19 protein-coding genes are annotated in these 17,377 nt (G+C 74.4%); 4 read left to right on the forward strand and 15 right to left on the reverse strand.

Annotated features, from left to right (window positions below):
- Positions 1–58: 58 nt before the first annotated feature.
- Positions 59–715 carry a PaaI family thioesterase gene (locus J2S63_RS08495; RefSeq protein ID WP_310301246.1) on the forward strand — a complete coding sequence of 219 codons (657 nt, stop codon included), beginning with the start codon at positions 59–61 and terminating at the stop codon, positions 713–715.
- Here the strand turns inward: J2S63_RS08495 and J2S63_RS08500 are convergent, their stop codons facing one another.
- Together J2S63_RS08500 and J2S63_RS08505 are read right to left on the reverse strand one after the other, a co-directional pair.
- A complete protein-coding gene (locus J2S63_RS08500; protein ID WP_310301248.1) occupies positions 716–3,337 on the reverse strand; it encodes a hypothetical protein in 2,622 nt (873 codons plus the stop codon).
- Between the two features lie 58 nt (positions 3,338–3,395).
- Complete coding sequence (locus tag J2S63_RS08505; RefSeq protein ID WP_310301250.1) at positions 3,396–4,847, reverse strand: NAD(P)/FAD-dependent oxidoreductase; 1,452 nt, start codon at positions 4,845–4,847, stop codon at positions 3,396–3,398.
- Between the two features lie 188 nt (positions 4,848–5,035).
- On the opposite strand from J2S63_RS08505, the gene J2S63_RS08510 reads away from it, so the two are divergent.
- Entirely contained in the window at positions 5,036–5,467 is a 432-nt protein-coding gene (locus J2S63_RS08510; RefSeq protein ID WP_310301252.1) for a fluoride efflux transporter FluC, read from the forward strand.
- Between the two features lie 64 nt (positions 5,468–5,531).
- Positions 5,532–5,873 (forward strand): fluoride efflux transporter FluC, encoded by a 342-nt coding sequence (locus J2S63_RS08515; protein WP_310301254.1) that lies wholly within the window; start codon positions 5,532–5,534, stop codon positions 5,871–5,873.
- Positions 5,874–5,925: 52 nt separating this feature from the next.
- On the opposite strand, the gene J2S63_RS08520 is transcribed toward J2S63_RS08515, so the two are convergent.
- The 4 genes from J2S63_RS08520 to nth are packed head-to-tail and all read right to left on the reverse strand — an operon-like array spanning position 5,926 to position 9,250.
- Positions 5,926–7,104: a MarP family serine protease gene (locus J2S63_RS08520; protein ID WP_310301255.1), complete on the reverse strand. Its 1,179-nt coding sequence runs from the start codon at positions 7,102–7,104 to the stop codon at positions 5,926–5,928.
- Entirely contained in the window at positions 7,101–7,922 is an 822-nt protein-coding gene (locus tag J2S63_RS08525) for an NUDIX hydrolase (RefSeq protein ID WP_310301257.1), read from the reverse strand. Before J2S63_RS08525 ends, J2S63_RS08520 begins: the two co-directional genes overlap by 4 nt.
- Positions 7,923–7,931: 9 nt before the next feature.
- On the reverse strand, positions 7,932–8,543 hold the full coding sequence (locus tag J2S63_RS08530) for a TlpA family protein disulfide reductase (protein WP_310301259.1): 612 nt from the start codon (positions 8,541–8,543) through the stop codon (positions 7,932–7,934).
- Entirely contained in the window at positions 8,540–9,250 is a 711-nt protein-coding gene (nth, locus tag J2S63_RS08535) for an endonuclease III (protein WP_310301261.1), read from the reverse strand. The genes J2S63_RS08530 and nth overlap by 4 nt, the downstream gene beginning before the upstream one ends.
- Before the next feature lie 139 nt (positions 9,251–9,389).
- Between nth and J2S63_RS08540 the strand changes: the two genes are divergently transcribed.
- Positions 9,390–10,067 (forward strand): Crp/Fnr family transcriptional regulator, encoded by a 678-nt coding sequence (locus tag J2S63_RS08540; protein WP_310301262.1) that lies wholly within the window; start codon positions 9,390–9,392, stop codon positions 10,065–10,067.
- Between the two features lie 31 nt (positions 10,068–10,098).
- Here the strand turns inward: J2S63_RS08540 and J2S63_RS08545 are convergent, their stop codons facing one another.
- The 9 genes from J2S63_RS08545 to J2S63_RS08585 form a co-directional block, all read right to left on the reverse strand.
- Positions 10,099–10,881 carry an MBL fold metallo-hydrolase gene (locus tag J2S63_RS08545; RefSeq protein ID WP_310301264.1) on the reverse strand — a complete coding sequence of 261 codons (783 nt, stop codon included), beginning with the start codon at positions 10,879–10,881 and terminating at the stop codon, positions 10,099–10,101.
- Positions 10,874–11,779 carry an NUDIX hydrolase gene (locus tag J2S63_RS08550; protein WP_310301267.1) on the reverse strand — a complete coding sequence of 302 codons (906 nt, stop codon included), beginning with the start codon at positions 11,777–11,779 and terminating at the stop codon, positions 10,874–10,876. The genes J2S63_RS08545 and J2S63_RS08550 overlap by 8 nt, the downstream gene beginning before the upstream one ends.
- Positions 11,779–12,234, reverse strand: a complete 456-nt coding sequence (locus J2S63_RS08555) for a RidA family protein (RefSeq protein WP_310301269.1) — start codon at positions 12,232–12,234, stop codon at positions 11,779–11,781. The genes J2S63_RS08550 and J2S63_RS08555 overlap by 1 nt, the downstream gene beginning before the upstream one ends.
- Positions 12,231–12,386, reverse strand: a complete 156-nt coding sequence (gene sp36 / locus J2S63_RS08560) for a Sp36 family protein (RefSeq protein ID WP_310301272.1) — start codon at positions 12,384–12,386, stop codon at positions 12,231–12,233. The genes J2S63_RS08555 and sp36 overlap by 4 nt, the downstream gene beginning before the upstream one ends.
- A gap of 23 nt (positions 12,387–12,409) precedes the next feature.
- On the reverse strand, positions 12,410–13,468 hold the full coding sequence (locus J2S63_RS08565; RefSeq protein WP_310301275.1) for a cobalamin B12-binding domain-containing protein: 1,059 nt from the start codon (positions 13,466–13,468) through the stop codon (positions 12,410–12,412).
- A 129-nt stretch (positions 13,469–13,597) separates the two neighbouring features.
- Complete coding sequence (locus tag J2S63_RS08570; protein ID WP_310301276.1) at positions 13,598–14,677, reverse strand: cobalamin-dependent protein; 1,080 nt, start codon at positions 14,675–14,677, stop codon at positions 13,598–13,600.
- Between the two features lie 92 nt (positions 14,678–14,769).
- Positions 14,770–15,789 (reverse strand): hypothetical protein, encoded by a 1,020-nt coding sequence (locus J2S63_RS08575; protein WP_310301278.1) that lies wholly within the window; start codon positions 15,787–15,789, stop codon positions 14,770–14,772.
- A 108-nt stretch (positions 15,790–15,897) separates the two neighbouring features.
- Positions 15,898–16,524, reverse strand: coding sequence for a CoA transferase subunit B (locus J2S63_RS08580; RefSeq protein WP_310301280.1), 627 nt, complete (start codon positions 16,522–16,524; stop codon positions 15,898–15,900).
- Positions 16,521–17,327 carry a CoA transferase subunit A gene (locus J2S63_RS08585; protein ID WP_310301282.1) on the reverse strand — a complete coding sequence of 269 codons (807 nt, stop codon included), beginning with the start codon at positions 17,325–17,327 and terminating at the stop codon, positions 16,521–16,523. The genes J2S63_RS08580 and J2S63_RS08585 overlap by 4 nt, the downstream gene beginning before the upstream one ends.
- Positions 17,328–17,377 lie beyond the last annotated feature (50 nt).

Below are 17,377 nucleotides of genomic sequence, written 5' to 3' on the forward strand. Positions count from 1 at the left end.
CCGCTGATCACCCCGCGATGCCCCGGGGGGCTAGAACACGTTCCACTAGGCTGGCGGCATGACCCCCGACGCCGCCTCCGAGACGGAGCACGCCGAGCAGGACGCCGCCCACGGCGCGCTGGCCCGGGCGGTGGCCCGGCTGGTCGAGGCCTCGGTGCTGACCGAGGTCCCGCTCGACGAGGTCCGGTCGGTGACCGCCGAGGTCGACCGGCTCAGCGAGCGGCTCGAGACCCAGGCGACCGAGGGGTCGCTGGGCAGCGTGGTCAGCGACGCCGGCGTCCGCAACCACGGCAACGCGGTGCGGGGCCTGCGCAACCCGCTGGCCGTCGTACCCGACGAGCAGCGGTGGGTCGAGGACGACCGGCTGCACTTCCGCTTCCGCCTGGGCGCGGCCTACGAGGGCCCGCCGCACCACGTCCACGGCGGCGTCCTCGCGCTCGTGCTCGACCAGGCGCTGGGCGAGGCCGCGGCCGTGTTCGGCGGCCCCGGCATGACCGGCCGCCTGACCCTGCACTTCCGTCGGGCGACCCCGCTCGGGGACGCCTCCACCGAGGCGTGGGTGGAGAGCAGCAGCGGCGGCAAGACGGTCGCCAAGGGCCGGCTGTACGACGCCGAGGGTCACCTCTGCGTCGAGGCGGAGGGGCTGTTCATCTTCCCGAAGTGGGCCGCCGACCACCCGCAGTGGGCGCGGCTGTCCTCCGAGCGCGTGCGCTGATCAGCCCGAGACCTGCACCAGCCGGGTCGAGCCGGCCGGCACAGGGACGGTGAACGTGCGCCCGACCGGGGTCAGGGCGCTGCTCGTCACCCGCTCCACCAGGCTCGCCGGGACCCCGGCCGACCGGTCCAGCGTGACCGTGGCGACGCGGTCCTGGCCCGACTCGTTGCGGAGGGTGAGGAACCAGCGCGCCGACCCCGGGTCGCCGAACCGCTCGAGCCACACCTGCGGGTCCGAGGACCGGGCGAGGGTCACCGGCCGCCACCCCGCGACCGCGAGGTCGTCGAACAGCGGGGTACAGGCCGCGAAGGCGGTGCGCTGCTCGTCGGTCCACCGCCCGGTCTTCCCGATGCCGGGGAAGATCCCGTAGAACAGGTTCTGCTGCAGGCGCCGTCGGATCGCGGCCCCGTCGAGCGACCCGTCCCCCATCCGGGCGTCGATGGTGCTCACCGGCCGCGTCCCGGCCAGCACCCGCTTGGCCAGGGCGAACGAGTCGACGTCGGTGTAGCGGTCGTTGCTCGCCGCGGCCTTGTCGGCCAGGCCCTGCTCGATGCCGAACCAGTCGATCCCCTGGGCGCCGAACCACGTGGCCGACCGGGCGTCGCTGCCGTTGAAGTTCGCCGACAGGAACATGCCGTGCTCGTGCACCCACCGCGAGAGCCGGGCGACGCGCCCCGCCACGCCGAAGGCCAGCCGGTCGGCGACCCGACCCGTGTCGTAGCTGAAGGTCAGCGGGTAGGCCGCCTGCGCCCAGTTGCCCCGGTCGTAGTCGTCGGCCGCGCCCCACCGCCGCATCCCCGAGACCGAGTCGAGGTGGATCGCGGCCAGCGGCTGGCCGGTCGCGGCGGCCAGGTCGACCGCCCGCTGCACCTGGTGGGTCTGCGACACCTCGTCCCAGTCCAGCCGGTCCTGCGGGTGGAGCGACTCGAAGTGCTGCAGGTAGCCGCGGTAGACCTCGTACAGCAGCCGGCCGTTGAGGTCGCGCGCGCCGGTGTGCAGCGTGGCCAGAGCCCGGTCACGGCCCCGGACGCCGGCGGGGTCGGTGGGCTCCACCGCGGCCTCGGCGCGCAGCCGAGCGAGCTCGACGCCGTACGCCGGGACCGTGGGCGAGTCCGGGTTGGGGTGCTTGTAGCCCCACTGGTGGGTGTAGGCGGTGGCATAGATGCCACGCTCCGCGTCCCACGGCAGGTAGCCGGTCCCCCACGTCGTGTCACCCCCGTCGTTGCCGGTGCCGAGCGCCACCATGCCGAGGCCGAGACCGAAGTCGGCGGCGTGGTCCCCGATCGCGTCGAGGTCGGCGCGCCCGAACCAGCCGCCCTCACGGGCCGGGTCGCTGCGTCGGCGGAAGAAGGCCGGGAACAGCCGGTAGTAGTCACCGATCGCCGACCGGAGCCCCCACGCGCCGCCGGAGCGGAAGAGGACCAGGTCGAACGGCGCCCGCCGCCCGAACCGCGAGGCCGGGCTGATCCCGAGGTCGAGCTCGGCGGTGAGGAGGCCGGCATGGTAGGAGAACCGCGTCAGACGCGGCTGGTCCAGCGGCAGGGCGAGGGTGAGGGCCGTGCGGGCGTCGTGCACCGTGGCCATCGGGTAGCGCGAGGCCTGCTGGAGGTTCCAGCGCGTGAGCGAGGAGTACGTCGCCGAGCCGGCCACCCTGCGCTCGCGCCGGGGGGTGTCGCCCCACCACCAGCCGTCGCCCCCGACCGGCACGCGCACGCGCACCTGCACCGGCACGTCGTGGTCGGAGTCGGCGCTGACGACCCCGTGGACGTGGACGGCCCCGTCGGTGGCGGTCACCGCGGCGGCGACGGCGAGGCCCTGGCCCGGGAGCACGGTGCGCACCCCGACACCCCCACCGTCCCGGGCGTGGGTGGAGGCCGTGCCGGTGCTCCACGACCGGGCGAAGGTGGGCACCAGCGAGAGGTCGTCGAACCAGACCCGGCCCGCGCCCCCCACCAGGCCGGCGACCACCTGGACCGAGGTCGTCCCGGCCGGGGTCCGGAAGCCCGCGGCGACCCGGTGCCAGCCCGCGTCACCGGTGTAGCCCGAGGCGGTCCGGGTCGCCAGGACCCGGCGGCCGTCGTACATCACGGCGCGGACGGCGACGGGGGAGGTGACGCCCGAGGTGGAGGTGGTCGGTGCCGACGGGGTGACCCCGGCCGAGCGGACGAGGGCGCCGATCCTGAGGTAGCGGCCGCCGGTCACCGCCACCGTGGTCCGGAGCGTGCCGGACGTGCCGCGCCTGGGCAGGTCCACGCGCACCGAGCGGCGCCCCCCGTGCCCTCCGGCGACGAGGACGGGCCGTGCGTCGCCACCGGTGAGGCGCCAGCGGTCGGGGACGCCGTCGTGGTCCCGGTCCTGCTCGAGGCCGCGGTTGGGCAGCAGCTCGGCGCCGCCGCCGACCCGTCGCAGCGCCAGCAGCGGCGCAGCGGCCCCCGAGACCCGCCGCCCCTGGTCCAGCACCGACGTGGTCCGGCCCGAGTGGTCGAAGCGCAGCGACAGGCCGTCCCCCGTCGAGACGACGAAGCCGTCCGCTGCTGCCGCCTGCTGGGCGGCCGACAGGGGCAGCGCCAGCGCGGCGGCGGTCGACACCGCCACCACGGAGGAGGCCCCGAGCGCTCTCACGCCGGCACCCTAAGCCGGGGAGGCCGCCCGCAGCGATCTCGTCCCCGAGGGGCGTCGGTCAGCTGCCGACCTTGACGCCCCGCTCGCCGGAGTCGGTGAGCCGGGCCTCCTCGACCGCCTGCGCCTCGAGCCGCTCCCGCATCGCGTCGAGCTCGCCCGGCGCGGACACGAGGTCGGCGGCGCCGTGCTCGAGCCGCTCCAGCGCCTGGCGTCCGAAGATCTGCTGCTCGGTGGCGACCCGCTCGGCGCGACCCGTGCCGAGGAACGTGACCGCCCAGTGCAGGAGCGCGGTGACGCGGTTCTTGAAGCCGGTCAGGTAGATCAGGTGGACCGCGAGCCACATCAGCCAGGCGATGAAGCCGGTGATGCGGATCTTGCCCACCAGCGCGACGGCGCTGAAGCGCGAGATCGTCGCCATGCTGCCCTTGTCGAAGTACTTGAACGGCTTCTGCGGGGCCTTGCCCTTGAGCCGGTTGTCGATCTCCTTGGCGGCGTACTTCGCGCCCTGGATCGCGACCTGCGCGACCCCGGGCAGGTTGTCCAGCGCGATCATGTCGCCGACCACGAAGACCTCGGGGTGGCCGAGCAGGGTGAGGTCGGGGTTGACGCCGATGCGGCCCGCGCGGTCGACCGGCGCGCCGGTCTGCTCGGCCAGGTGCTTGCCGAGCGGGGAGGCCTGGACGCCGGCCGCCCACACCTTGGTGACCGCCTCGATGCGCTCCTGCTCGCCGCTCTTCTGCTGCACGGTCAGGCCGCGCTCGTCGACGTCGACGACCATCTCGCCGAGGCGGACCTCGACGCCGCGCTTCTCCAGCGACCGCTTGGTCGCCTCGCCCAGCTTGGCGCCGAACGGCGGCAGCACCTGGTTGGCCGCGTCGAGCAGGATCACGCGCGCGTCCCGGGCGTTGATGCGGCGGAAGTCGTGCTTGAGGGTGCGCTGCGCGAGCTCGGCGATCTGCCCGGCCATCTCGACCCCGGTCGGGCCGGCGCCGACCACCACGAAGGTGAGCAGCCGCTCGATCTCCTCCTCGGTCTCGGCCAGCTCGGCGAGCTCGAACGCCCCGAAGATGCGCCCGCGCAGCTCCAGCGCGTCGTCGATCGACTTCATCCCGGGGGCGTGGACGGCGAAGTGGTCGTTGCCGAAGTACGACTGCCCCGCGCCGGCGGCCACGATCAGCGAGTCGTACGGCGTGAAGGTCTCGCGCCCGAGCACCTGGGAGGTGACGACGCGGCGCTCGAGGTCGATGTTCGTGACGTCGCCGAGCAGCACCCGGGCGTTCTTCTGGTCGGCCAGGACCTCGCGGGTCGGCGGGGCGATCTCGCCCTGCGACAGGATCCCCGTCGCCACCTGGTAGAGCAGCGGCTGGAACAGGTGGTGGGTGGTCTTGGCGATCATCGTCACCTCGACGTCGGCGCGCTTGAGCGCCTTGGCGCCGAAGAGCCCGCCGAAGCCGGACCCGATCACCACCACGCGGTGCCGGCCGGTCGTCTGGGGGGTCTCGTGCGTCATGTGTGCCTCTCCTTCCCCACGGTGCGGGGGTTCACCTGGTCAACGCGCACAGCCTCGCGGAGACATCCCTCCGGGTCCATGTGCTGCCTCACATGCTGGTGCCCGCTCTCTCCTGCACCATTCCCCCGCGGCCGGGCACGAGTCGGGTGCGACGGTGCGGGCTCGGTCACACGCCCTAGGCTCCCAGCGTGACGCTGCCGCCCCTCCCCCGACCAGGGCTGCGCCCGCGCACGGTGCTCCTGGTCGCGCTGGGCGGGCTGCTCGGGGCGTTGCTGCGGGTCGCGGTGGGCCAGGCGTGGCCGGTCGACCTCTTCCCGTGGTCGACCCTGCTGGTCAACGTCACCGGGTCGGCGGTGCTGGCGTTCCTGCCGGCGCTGGCCGTGGTCCACCGGCGTCCGCTGCTGGCGCCGTTCCTCGGGACCGGGGTGCTCGGCGGCTACACCACCCTGTCCACCGCGTCGTCGGAGACCGTCGCCCTCGGTGACGGCGGGCGGCCCCTGCTGGCGCTGGCCTACGCCGGCGTCACGCTCGGCGCCTGCCTCCTCGCGGTCGGGCTCGTCGACCGGCTCTCCACCCTGCCCCAGCGGGCCGAGTTCGACCGCGACGAGGGGGACCTGTGAGCGAGCGCAGCGAGCGAGCCTGGCCCCTGGCGCCGCCGCCGAGCGGAGCGACGGCGGTGGAGGGGTGAGCCTCTCGGCGTGGGCGCTGGTGGCGCTGGGCGGCGCCGTGGGCGCGAGCGCGCGCTACCTCCTCGGCCACTTCCTCGACGTGCCCGGGCGCCTGCCGTGGGGGACGGTCCTGGCCAACCTGGCCGGCTCGTTCGTCCTCGGTCTCGTGGTCGGGCTCGACCCGGGTCAGCACGGCCGGGCGCTGGTGGGCCTGGGCTTCTGCGGCGCCCTCACGACGTACTCCGCCTTCGCCGTCCAGACCCACCACCTCGGCCCCCGCCGCGGCGCCCTCCTGGTCCTGGTCACCCTCCCCCCGGCGATCGCGCTCTGCACCCTCGGCCGCGCCCTCGTGCTGTAGATCGGAGCTGGGTGGCGGGCGGCCGCCGGCGGAGGCGGCGGCGAGGACCGGGTCAGGCGCAGCGGCCGGTGGCCACCGGGGTGGTGGCGTCGCGGCCCACCACGCCGGCCTTGGCGACCTGGTCGGCGGTGAGGGCGTAGCCGGTCGACTTGTCCTCGACCGAGGCGGCGAACACCACGCCGTAGACCTTGCCGTCGGCGGAGACCAGCGGACCGCCGGAGTTGCCCGGCCGGATCAGCGAGCGGACCGAGAACACCTCGCGGATCACGGTGCCGCGGCCGTAGATGTCGGGGCTGCGCAGCCGCTGCTCGGCGCGGATGCGTGCGGGCTGGACGTCGTACGGCCCGTCCTGGGGGTAGCCGAGCACGGCGCCGGGGTCCCTCGGTCTGCCGGAGGTGTCGACCTGGAGGGTGGGCCGGTCGATGCCGTCGACCTTGAGGACCGCGACGTCGAGGTCGGGGTTGTAGTAGACGACCTCGGCGTCGACCTCGTCGTTGCCGACCAGCACCTTGGGCGAGGTCACCCCCGCCACGACGTGCGCGTTGGTCATCAGGCGGTCGGGGGCGTAGAGGAAGCCGGAGCCCTCGACCCCGCGACCGCAGCGGTTGACCCCGCGGACCTTGAGCACGCTCTGGCCGGCTGCGACCACCTGCGGGTCGCGGGCGATGCCTCTGGGCGGCGGGCCGACGCGCACGATGCGCTCGGCCGCGAACGGCTCGAGGTAGCGCGGGAAGAACGACGACCCGACGACGTCGTTGAAGCTGGTCAGCATCTGCACCGCCGAGGCCGGCATCAGCGAGTTGACCCGGCTCAGCACCTCGGAGCGGCGGATCTCCTTGCTCACCCAGGGCAGGCGGGCGCCGGACGCGGCGACCCCGAGCGCCCACGCCACGACGAGCACGGCGACCACGCTGAGCGCGGCGCCACCCACCGCGTCGAGGGAGCGGACCGGCTGCCAGGTGATCCGGTCACGGATGCGCGCGCCGGCGAACTGCAGGATGCCCTGCCCGAGCGAGGCGCAGAGCAGCATGATGAACAGCGCACCGAGGCTCACCCACACCGACGGGCTGGCGTTGCCGAGCAACCGCGGCGCCGCCCAGACACCGAAGAGGCCACCGAGCAGGAGGCCGGCCGTGGCGAACGCGCCGGTGACGAACCCCTGCCAGTAGCCCGACACGGCGTAGGCGAGGACGAGGACGAGCAGCACCACGTCGAGCAGGTTGAGGCTCACCGGCGGTGCTCCCGGTCGACCCCGGTCTCGTCGGCCTCGTCGGAGAACTGGGCGTCCCCCTCGGCCTCGGCCTCGCGCTGGGCCAGCAGACGCTCGACCTCACGCTTGGTCTCGACGCCGAGCGACGTGGCGATGCGGCGCCAGTCGATGTGCTCCTTGGGCAGGCTGCGGACCACCGAGCGGTCCCACTCGCGCGTCCACCCGACGTGGTCGAACAAGGCGTCGAGGATGCCGGCGGTGAAGCCCCACAGCAGGACGTCCTGGTCGGGCCCGATCATCCAGCCGGGACCGTTCCAGCCCAGCGGGTGGCGCACCGAGAAGCGGTTGGCCGGCTCGAGCAGCGACTCGACGGGGGTGCGGAAGACCGCGTGGACCTCGCGCTCGTTGACCACCCGGACCTCGGAGGGGTGGTCCCAGTAGGCCAGCACCGGCGCGACCGCGAAGTTGCGCGGCGGCAGCCAGATGCGCGGGAGCACCGCGAAGACGTCGACCCCGTCCGGGTCGAGCCCGGTCTCCTCCTGGGCCTCCCGCAGGGCGGTGGCGACCGCGTCCTCGCCGTCGTCGGTCGACCCGCCGGGGAACGAGACCTGCCCCGGCTGCGAGCGCATGGTGTGGGCGCGCTCGGTCAGCAGCAGGTCCGGGCCCTCCGGCCCGTCGCCGAACAGCACGAGCACCGCACCCTCGCGCGGCTTGGGTCGCTTGGGCGGCACGAAGGTGCTGAGGTCCTTGGCCTTCATCGTGCGCACCGACTCGCGCACGGGCTCCAGCCACTCCGGGAGGACGACGTCGTCCATCGTCTCGGTCAGGGGGGCGGGCACCTGGGGAGCCTACCCAGCGGCCGGGGTCGCGATGTCGACCCCCAGGCGGTCCGAGACCAACCTCACGAGGTCGGCGTAGGTGTCGATCCGGCTGTTGTCGAACGTCGCCGAGCCGTCCTCGCGGACCCAGACGACACCGGGCAGGCCGCGGACGCGGTAGGTGTCGGCGAGCACCCCACCGGGGTCGGCGACCTGCGGGAACCTCGCCCTGGCCTTGCGCAGCAGGCCGATCGCCGCGTCGGGCTGGGTGTCCTGGTAGTCCACGCCGAGCACGGCCACCCGGTCACCGGCCTCGGCGAACAGCCGCTGGTAGATCGGCAGCTCCTTGCGGCATCGCACGCACCATGACGCCCACAGGGGTACGACGGCCGGGCCCGCCACGCTGCTCAGGTCGACGGCGCGTCCGCCACCGAGGCACGCCAGCTGCTCCCCAGGCAGGTCGCTGCTGCCGGTGGCTCGCGGGCACGGGGCGATCCGCGCCTGGGCCTTGAGCGTCCGCAGGGCCGGGGTGTCGACCTCGACCCGGGTCTCGACCGGCGGCGGGGTGATCGAGGCCCGGTCGCACGCGGAGAGCGCCAGGACCGCGAGCACCGGGAGCACCGCGGCGAGGACCCTCCTCACGCCCGGCCCTCGGTCTTGACCAGCTTGGCCGCCTTGGCGGGGTCGGTCGGGCCCTCGCCGAAGGCCGGGCACCAGCGGGCGACCGGGCACGCCCCGCAGGCGGGGTTGCGCGCGTGGCACATGCGGCGGCCGTGCCAGATCAGGTGGTGGCTCAGCATCGTCCAGTCACGCGTGGGGAACAGCGCCCCCACCGCGTGCTCGACCTTGACCGGGTCGGTCTCCTCGGTCCAGCCGAAGCGGCGCACCAGCCGGCCGAAGTGGGTGTCGACCGTGATGCCCGGGACGCCGAAGGCGTTGCCCAGCACGACGTTGGCGGTCTTGCGACCGACCCCGGGCAGGGTCACGAGGTCCTCGAGCCGGCCCGGCACCTCCCCGTCGTACCTCTCCACGAGGGCGGCGCTGAGCTTGAGCACCGAGTCGGTCTTGGCGCGGAAGAACCCCGTCGGCTGGATGATGCGCTCGACGTCCTCCCGCGGCGCGCCGGCCATCGCGACCGCGTCGGGGTAGGCGGCGAACAGCTCCGGGGAGATCGCGTTGACCCGCCGGTCGGTGGTCTGGGCGCTCAGGACGGTGACGACCAGCAGCTCGAACGGGGTGCGGAAGTCCAGCTCGCACCGGGCGTCGGGATAGGTCTCGGCCAGGACCCGGTCGATCTTGCGCGCGCGGCGTACGAGGCTGGTCGGAGGCGACGGGACAGGCTCGGGCACGGCGCCAGCGTACGGGGGTCCACCGACGCCGCCACGCCTGTCGGGAGCGCCCGGAACCGTCCGGTTTGGGTGGTGAGTCGTCATCTGACCTGGACATGCGACAAGATGTGACCTGAACCACCGCTCTGGAGGAGGAACCGTGGACTCTGACGTGCTGCGTCAGGCACCCCTGTTCAACGCGCTCGACGACGAGGCCGCCGCCGCACTGGCCGGCTCCCTCGGCACGATCCGGCTCCGTCGGGGCGAGGTGCTGTTCCACGAGGGGGACACCGGCGACAAGCTCTACATCGTCGCCGAGGGCAAGGTGAAGCTCGGCCGCACCTCGAGCGACGGCCGGGAGAACCTGCTGGCGATCCTGGGCCCGGGCCAGATGTTCGGCGAGCTGTCGCTGTTCGACCCCGGCCCGCGCTCGGCGACCGTCACCGCGGTGACCGACGTGGCGTTCTACTCCCTGTCCCACGACGACCTCCTGCGCTGGCTCGACGGCCGCCCCGACGTCGCCAACGGCCTGCTGTCCCAGCTCGCCTCGCGCCTGCGCCGCGCCAACGACGTCGTCTCGGACCTGGTCTTCTCCGACGTGCCCGGCCGGGTCGCCAAGGCGCTGCTCGACCTCGCCGACCGCTTCGGCCGCACCGCCGAGGACGGCATCCACGTGCACCACGACCTCACCCAGGAGGAGCTCGCCCAGCTGGTCGGCGCCTCCCGCGAGACGGTCAACAAGGCGCTGGCCGACTTCGCCTCCCGGGGCTGGCTGCGCCTCGAGCCCCGCTCGGTCGTCATCATGGACCCCGAGCGCCTCGCCCGCCGCGCCCGCTGACCCCGGTGCGCGCCCAGCGCCCAGGGGCGGGTCAGCCGCGGAGGTAGTCCAGCTGGGCGCGGACGGAGAGCTCGGCCGCCCCCCAGAGGACGGGGTCGACGTCGGTGTAGACGTGCTCGACCACCTCGCGCGCGGTGGCGGAGGGGCCCAGGTCGGCGAGGGCGGCGCGGACCTGGTCGAGCCGCTGGGCGCGGTGGGACAGGTAGTGGTCCAGCGCCCCGAGGGCGTCGTCGATCACGGGGCCGTGACCGGGCCAGACCGAGGTCACCGAGCGGGCGGAGGCGAGCGCGTGCAGACGCTCCAGCGAGGAGAGGTAGGCGCCGAGCTTGCCGTCGGGATGGGCGACCACGGTGGTCCCGCGACCCAGGACGGTGTCGCCGGTGAGGACGGCCTGCTCCTGCGGGAGCACGAAGGACAGCGAGTCCGAGGTGTGGCCGGGGGTCCCGACCACGTGTACCTCGAGCCCGTCGACGGCCACCACGTCGCCGTCGTGCAGCCCCTCGGAGCCGAGGCGCCAGGCGGGGTCGAGCGCCCGGACCCCGCAGCCGACGGACTCGGCGAAGGCGCGGGCCGCCTCGGAGTGGTCGAGGTGCCCGTGCGTCAGGAGTACGGCGGCCACGTCGCCGGCGACGGACCTCACCCGGTCGAGGTGGCCGGGGTCCAGCGGACCCGGGTCGACCACCACCGACCGCGACGAGGGGGTCTCGCGCAGCACCCAGGTGTTGGTCCCGTCGAGCGTCATCAGGTTGGCGTTGGGGGCGAGCACACACTCGGCCCGCGACCCGAAGGAGCCACCGGTCCAGGGCTCAGCCACGGCGGCCACGGAGGCCCGGCACCTCGTCCAGCGACCGCCCCACCGACTCACCGAGCGCCACCAGCCGCTCGGGGAGCTCCAGGTAGCCCCCGTCGTCGTCGACCTGCATCTCGGGCAGGATCGGCGTCCGGTCCCGCGAGTCGGCCGACGCGATCGCCTCGGCGACCGAGGTGGCGGCGTACAGCTCCAGGCACGTGGCGTAGGTCGGCGGGAGCATCGCCAGCCGGTCGGCGTCGACGTCGGCGATGACCTCGCGGACGGGCTTCCACAGCACGTGCGAGGACTCGGTGGACACGTCGCGGGTGACCTGCCCCTCGGGCAGCGCGGCGACGAAGAAGCGGGTGTCGTAGCGCCGCGGCTCGAAGACCGGCGTGATCCACGAGCCCCAGAACCCCAGCAGGTCGGTGCGCAGCACCAGTCCGCGCTGCGCGAGGAACGAGGTGAAGGACAGCTCGCGCGCCTCGAGGGCGCGGCGGTCGGCCTCCCAGTCCTCCGCGGTGGTGTCGGCGACCACCGACGACGCGGTGGGCCCGGCGAGCAGCACGCCGGACTCCTCGAAGGTCTCGCGCACGGCGGCGCACACGAGCGCGCGGGCGTGCTGCTCGGTGGTGGCGAGCAGGGTCGCCCACTGCGAGGGGGAGGGACCGGCCCACCCGATCTCGTGGTCGAAGTCGCGCTGGTCGACCCCGCCGCCGGGAAACACGCAGAACCCGCCGGCGAACGCCATCTGGTCGACCCGGCGCAGCAGGTAGACCTCCAGCCCGCCCGGCTCCCCGTCCCCGTCGCGCAGCAGCACGACCGTCGAGGCGTCGCGGGGCTCGGCCACGGGCTGCCCGCTGTCGACGAACGTGCGCACGTGGTCCACGAACGCCTCGGGCAGGCGACGGGTCGGGTCCATCAGACCTCCACGACCAGCTCGACCTCGACGGGCGCGTCGAGCGGCAGGACGGCCACACCGACCGCGGAGCGGGCGTGGACCCCGGCGTCGCCGAAGACCTCCCCGAGCAGCTCGGAGGCGCCGTTGGCGATCGCCGGCTGGCCGGTGAAGGACGGGTCGGAGGCCACGAAGACGACGACCTTGACGATGCGCGCCACCTGGTCGACCGGCACGAGCGAGTTGACCGCCGCGAGCGCGTTGAGGGCGCACTGCCGCGCGCACTCGACGGCCTCCTCGGGCGAGACGGTCCCGCCGACCTTGCCGGTGTGCACCAGCGAGCCCGCGCGCAGCGGGAGCTGGCCGGCGGTGAACACGTGCGAGCCGGAGCGCACGGCAGGGACGTAGGCGGCCAGCGGTGCCGCGACCTCCGGGAGCTCCAGCCCGAGCTCGGCGAGCCGCTGGGTCGGGGTGCTCACTGCTTGGGCCGCTTGAGGTAGGCGACGAGGTTCTCGGGGTTCATCCCCGGGACGACCTGGACGAGCTCCCAGCCGTCCTCGCCCCACGAGTCGAGGATGTCCTTGGTGGCGTGCACGAGCACAGGGACGGTGACGTATTCCCACTTGGTCATGCCGCGACTCTAGGCAGGTCCGCTCAGGGGCGCGAGACCACCTCCGGGTCGAGCAGGCCGTCGACCGCCGCGAGGGCGTCGTTGGCGTCCCCGGCGGTGAGGTCGGCGCCGACCCACCTGCCCAGTCCGGAGACCTCGCGGAACGGCCGGCCGCCCACCAGCACGGTGAGCCCGTCGCACCGAGGGTCGGCCCGGACCCGGCCGACCGCGTCGCGGAGCCCCGGCAGGTGGCAGGTCATGCTCGCCCCGAGGAGCAGCAGCGAGGCGTCGACCTCGACCGCCGCCGCGAGGACGTCGTCGACCGGGCACGACGTCCCGACGTACCTCACGTCCCAGCCGCGCTGCTGCAGCAGGTCGGTGACCATCCGCAGCCCGACCGAGTGCAGGTCACCCGGGGGCGTGGCCGCGACGAGGGAGAGGCCGAGCTGCGCCCGGCCCGCGAGGCGGGGGTAGAGCGCGTACATCGCCAGGTGGGTCACCGCCGTCGCCATGTGCTCCTGCGCCACGCTGAGCGCCCCGCGCTCCCAGAGCCGGCCGAGCTCCTCCTGCGCGGGGGCGATGAGGCCGAGGAGGACGTCGTGGACCGACCAGCCGGCGCCGGCCAGCGCCTCGACCAGGGCGATCGCCTCGTCGTGCCGGCCGGCGATCGCGTGCGCCAGGTAGTCCGCGGCGTCGCCGGACAGCGCGGCCAGCCCCTCGCGCTCGTGGCGGGAGGGCGTACGGCGCACCACGGCCGCGGCGGCAGCCTCGGCCGCCTCCACGTGGCGCACCACCGACAGCACCGTGAGCTCGTCGAGGTGCTCCCCCAGCACGAACGCCACCGCGGCACCGACGCCGGGCCCTCCGGACGGTGGGTCGACCTGCGCCCACCGGTGGGTCTCCCACAGCAGCTGCGGCACGAGGAGGTCGGGGGCACCGACCTCGAGGGAGACGTCGAGGGCGCACAGGTGCAGCTCGACGACCTCTCGGGCCCGGGCGGAGTCGGGGAGGCCGGTCAGCCTCACCACGCGGTCCGCCACCTGGGCCGGGGACAGGGCGAGGCGGGCGAGCGCCCACGAGGTCCACTCCGCACGGGACGTCATCGTCCGCCCCTCCCGCGTGCCCTCGCACGCGTCCCGATGCGCCCAGCGTCGCACCGCCGCGCGCCACGGACAACGGTGTCTGGACCTGGACCTGGGCCTGGACCTGGACCTGGGCGGGCCCGGCCGGGGTCAGACCCCGGTCGCCTCCTGGAGCGCGAGCAGCCCGGCGGCGGCCTCGAGCGCCTCGCGGGCGTCGGTCGCCACGAGGTCGGCGCCGACCCACTCGCCCAGGCCGGGGGCGTGGCGGAACGGCTCACCGCCGACCAGCACCGCGACGCCCTGGCAGCGCGGGTCGGCGCGCACGTGCTCGACAGCAGCCCGCAGACCCGGCAGGTGGGCGGGCATGCTCGCGCCCAGCAGGAGCAGAGTGGCCCCGGCGGTGACGACGGCCTCGACGAGGTCGGCCACCGGGCAGGACGCCCCGACGTACTGGGTGTCCCAGCCCCTCAGCTGCAGCAGGTCGGTGACCACGCGCAGCCCGATCTCGTGCCGGTCGCCGGGCGGCGTCGCGGCGACCAGCGTGCGGTCGAGCCGCGGCTGCTCGAGGAACAGCGGCTGGAGCGCGGACATGGTGACCTGCGTGACCGCGGTCGCGACGTGCTCCTGGGCGACGCTGACCACCCCCCGCTCCCAGAGGCGCCCGAGCTCGAGCTGGGCCGGCGCGAGCACCTCGAGCAGCACGTCGGCGACCGACGAGCCGTCGGCGACCAGGGTCAGGACGTGCTCGATCGCGCGCTGCTGGTGCCCGGCCACGGCATGGCCGAGATAGGTCTGCACCGGAGCCGTCAACCCGGACAGCCCGCCCCTCCCGCGCAACGACCAGCTGCGGCTCTCCAGCGCCCGGGCGGCGGCCTCGGCCGCGCCGACGTGGCGTACGACGGCCGCGAGCGTCAGCTCGTCGAGCCGTTCCGCGAGCGTGGCGTGGACGGCGTCGTGGACCGGGACGACGCGGGGGGCCGAGGTGACCTGGGGCCGGCGGGTCAGCTCCCAGCGCAGCTGGGGGACGAGGAGGTCGGTGCACCCGAGGTCGAGGCTGACGTCGAGGGTGGCGAGGTGCAGCTCGACGATCTCCCGGCCCTCAGGGGTGTCCGGGAGGCCGGTGCGAGCCAGCACCTGCTCCGCGAGCCCCGCAGGGTCGCTGTCCACGCGGCTCAGGGCCCACGAGGTCCACGCGGCCGGCACGACCGTCATCGCGACTTGCTCCTTCACCCGACCGCTCCCACCCGATGGACGCGGCCCTCCCGGGGCTCACTGTCGCACCACTCACCCCTGCGGCACAACGGACCGGGCCGGGCGGAGGGTCATTCCCCGGCGAGCCCCGCGGCCGCACCGACGGCCCCGGAGAGCCCGCCGCAGCCGCGGTCGGCGCCCAGCCGGGCCGCGAGGGTCGGGACGGCCCCGAAGCACCGTCCGAGGGCGAGCACCCGGGCCGCGGGCGCGGTCACGCGCACCGCGGCGACGCGCTCGCGGACCAGGTCGAGGTCGGCGGCGCGGTCGGCCTGGAGGACGACCACCTGGGCGTCGTGGGCGAGTGCGGCCTTGGCGACGGTCTCGGCACAGGCGTCGTCGGCGACGGAGTCGACGCGCCAGCCGGCGCCCTCGAACACCATGCGCGGCAGGCCCGCACGCCAGCCCGCGGGCAGGCGCGGCTCGGTGAGGAGCACGCGCCGGCTGACGGCCGGGAAGGACAGGTCGGGGGCGACCACGCTGAAGAGGAGGGTGCGCAGCATCTCCTGCTGGCGCTCGGACTCCGCGCGCGGCAGCGGGGCCTCGTCCTGGCGGGCGACGAGCGCGTCGTGGAAGGGCACGAGCACGTCCTCGAGGAGCGCGCGCGGTGTGCAGCCGTCCTCGATCGCGTGGACCACCTCGGCGCGGGCCTCGGCGTGGTGGCCGCCCTCGACGTGGTCGAGGAGCTGTCGGACCAGCTCGCGCGCCCGCGCCTCGGGCGTGCGCTCGGAGGGGTCGGGGCGGCGCTGCCCGCCGATGAGCACGGTCTGGCTGACCAGGGTGTCGACCAGCACGCGGGTCTCGGGGTCGACGTGCCGGCCGAGGACGTCGCACAGGCTGCGCAGGAGGCGCGCCCGGTCGACGCCGGGACCCATCTCGGCGAGCCGGTCGCGGGAACGGGCGAAGTGCTCGGCCAGGAGGGCCGGGGCGTCGTAGGCCAGCGCCGCGTCGAGCGAGTGGTAGTAGTCGACGGCGAGGTCGGCGAGCGGGGCGCGCACCTGCTGCGGGAGCGCGGAGGTCACCTCCGCCACGACCGTGTCGAGGTCGGCGTCGGCCCGGCGCAGGGTCCGCGAGCCCCACGATGTCTCTCCCACGTCGACCACCCTGCTGCACCGGTCACCGGTTCAAACCCGGCCACGCAGGAGTCGGGACGTACCTCCCGCAGGTCGGGACGAAGTGACCGCGGGTCGGTCGCCGCCGGGCTAGGCCAGGGGTGGCTCGGTGGCGTCCTCGACCTGCTCGCGGGTCACGCCGGGGGCGCACTCGACCAGGACCAGCCCGTCGGGCGTGACGTCGATGACCGCGAGGTCGGTGATGATGCGCTGCACGACGCCCTTGCCGGTGAACGGCAGCGAGCACTCGTCGACGATCTTGTAGGACCCGTCGCGGGCGGTGTGCTCCATCAGCACGATGACCCGCTTGGCACCGTGGACCAGGTCCATCGCCCCGCCCATGCCCTTGACCATCTTGCCGGGGATCATCCAGTTGGCGATGTCGCCGTGGCGGCTGACCTGCATGGCCCCGAGGATCGCGGCGTCGATCTTGCCGCCGCGGATCATGCCGAACGACGTGGCGGAGTCGAAGAAGCTCGCGCCCCGCCGCAGCGTCACGGTCTCCTTGCCGGCGTTGATCAGGTCGGCGTCGACCGCGTCCTCGGTCGGGTAGGCGCCGACCCCGAGGATGCCGTTCTCCGACTGCAGCACGAGCTCGACGTCGTCGTCGACGTAGTTGGGCACCAGGGTCGGCAGCCCGATGCCGAGGTTGACGTAGGAGCCGTCGGTCAGCTCCGAGGCCGCCCGGGCGGCCATCTCCTCGCGGGTCCAGCTCACTGCGCACCTCCGGGGGTCTCGACAGGCTCGACCGCCGAGGGCCGCACGGTGCGCTTCTCGATGCGCTTGTCGGCAGCCTGCTCGGGCGTGAGCGGGACGACCCGCTGCACGAAGACGCCCGGGGTGTGGATGGAGTCGGGGTCGAGCTCGCCCGGCTCGACCAGCTCCTCGACCTCGGCGATCGTCACGCGACCGGCCATCGCGGCGAGGGGGTTGAAGTTGCGCGCCGACTTGTTGAAGACCAGGTTGCCGTGGCGGTCGCCCCGCCAGGCCCGCACCAGCCCGAAGTCGCAGGAGATGGCCTGCTCGAGCACGAACTCCAGCGGCCCGTCCGGGGTCTCGAAGGGCCGGACCTCCTTGAGTGGCGAGGCGACCGCGATGCTGCCGTCCTCGGCGTACCTCCAGGGCAGCCCGCCCTCGGCGACCTGCGTGCCGACCCCGGTGCGGGTGTAGAACGCCGCGATGCCCGAGCCCCCGGCGCGCAGGCGCTCGGCCAGGGTCCCCTGCGGGGTCAGCTCGACCTCGAGCTCGCCGGAGAGGTACTGCCGGGCGAACTCCTTGTTCTCCCCGACGTACGACGACACCATGCGTCGGATCCGCTTCTCCCGCAGCAGGCGGCCCAGGCCCCAGTCGTCGACGCCGCAGTTGTTGGAGACCGCCTCGAGGTCCTTGACGCCGGCCTGGAGCAGGGCGTTGATCAGCACCGACGGGATGCCGCACAGCCCGAACCCGCCGACCGCCAGCGAGGCGCCGTCACCGATGTCCGCGACCGCCTCGACGGGGTCCCGCACCACTTTGTCCATGCCCAGCACCTTAGGGGGTCGCCCGCGCGGGACCGTGAGGCTCTTCACGC

The sequence above is a fragment of the Nocardioides marmoribigeumensis genome (assembly GCF_031458325.1).
GTDB classification, from domain to species: Bacteria; Actinomycetota; Actinomycetes; order Propionibacteriales; family Nocardioidaceae; genus Marmoricola_A; species Marmoricola_A marmoribigeumensis.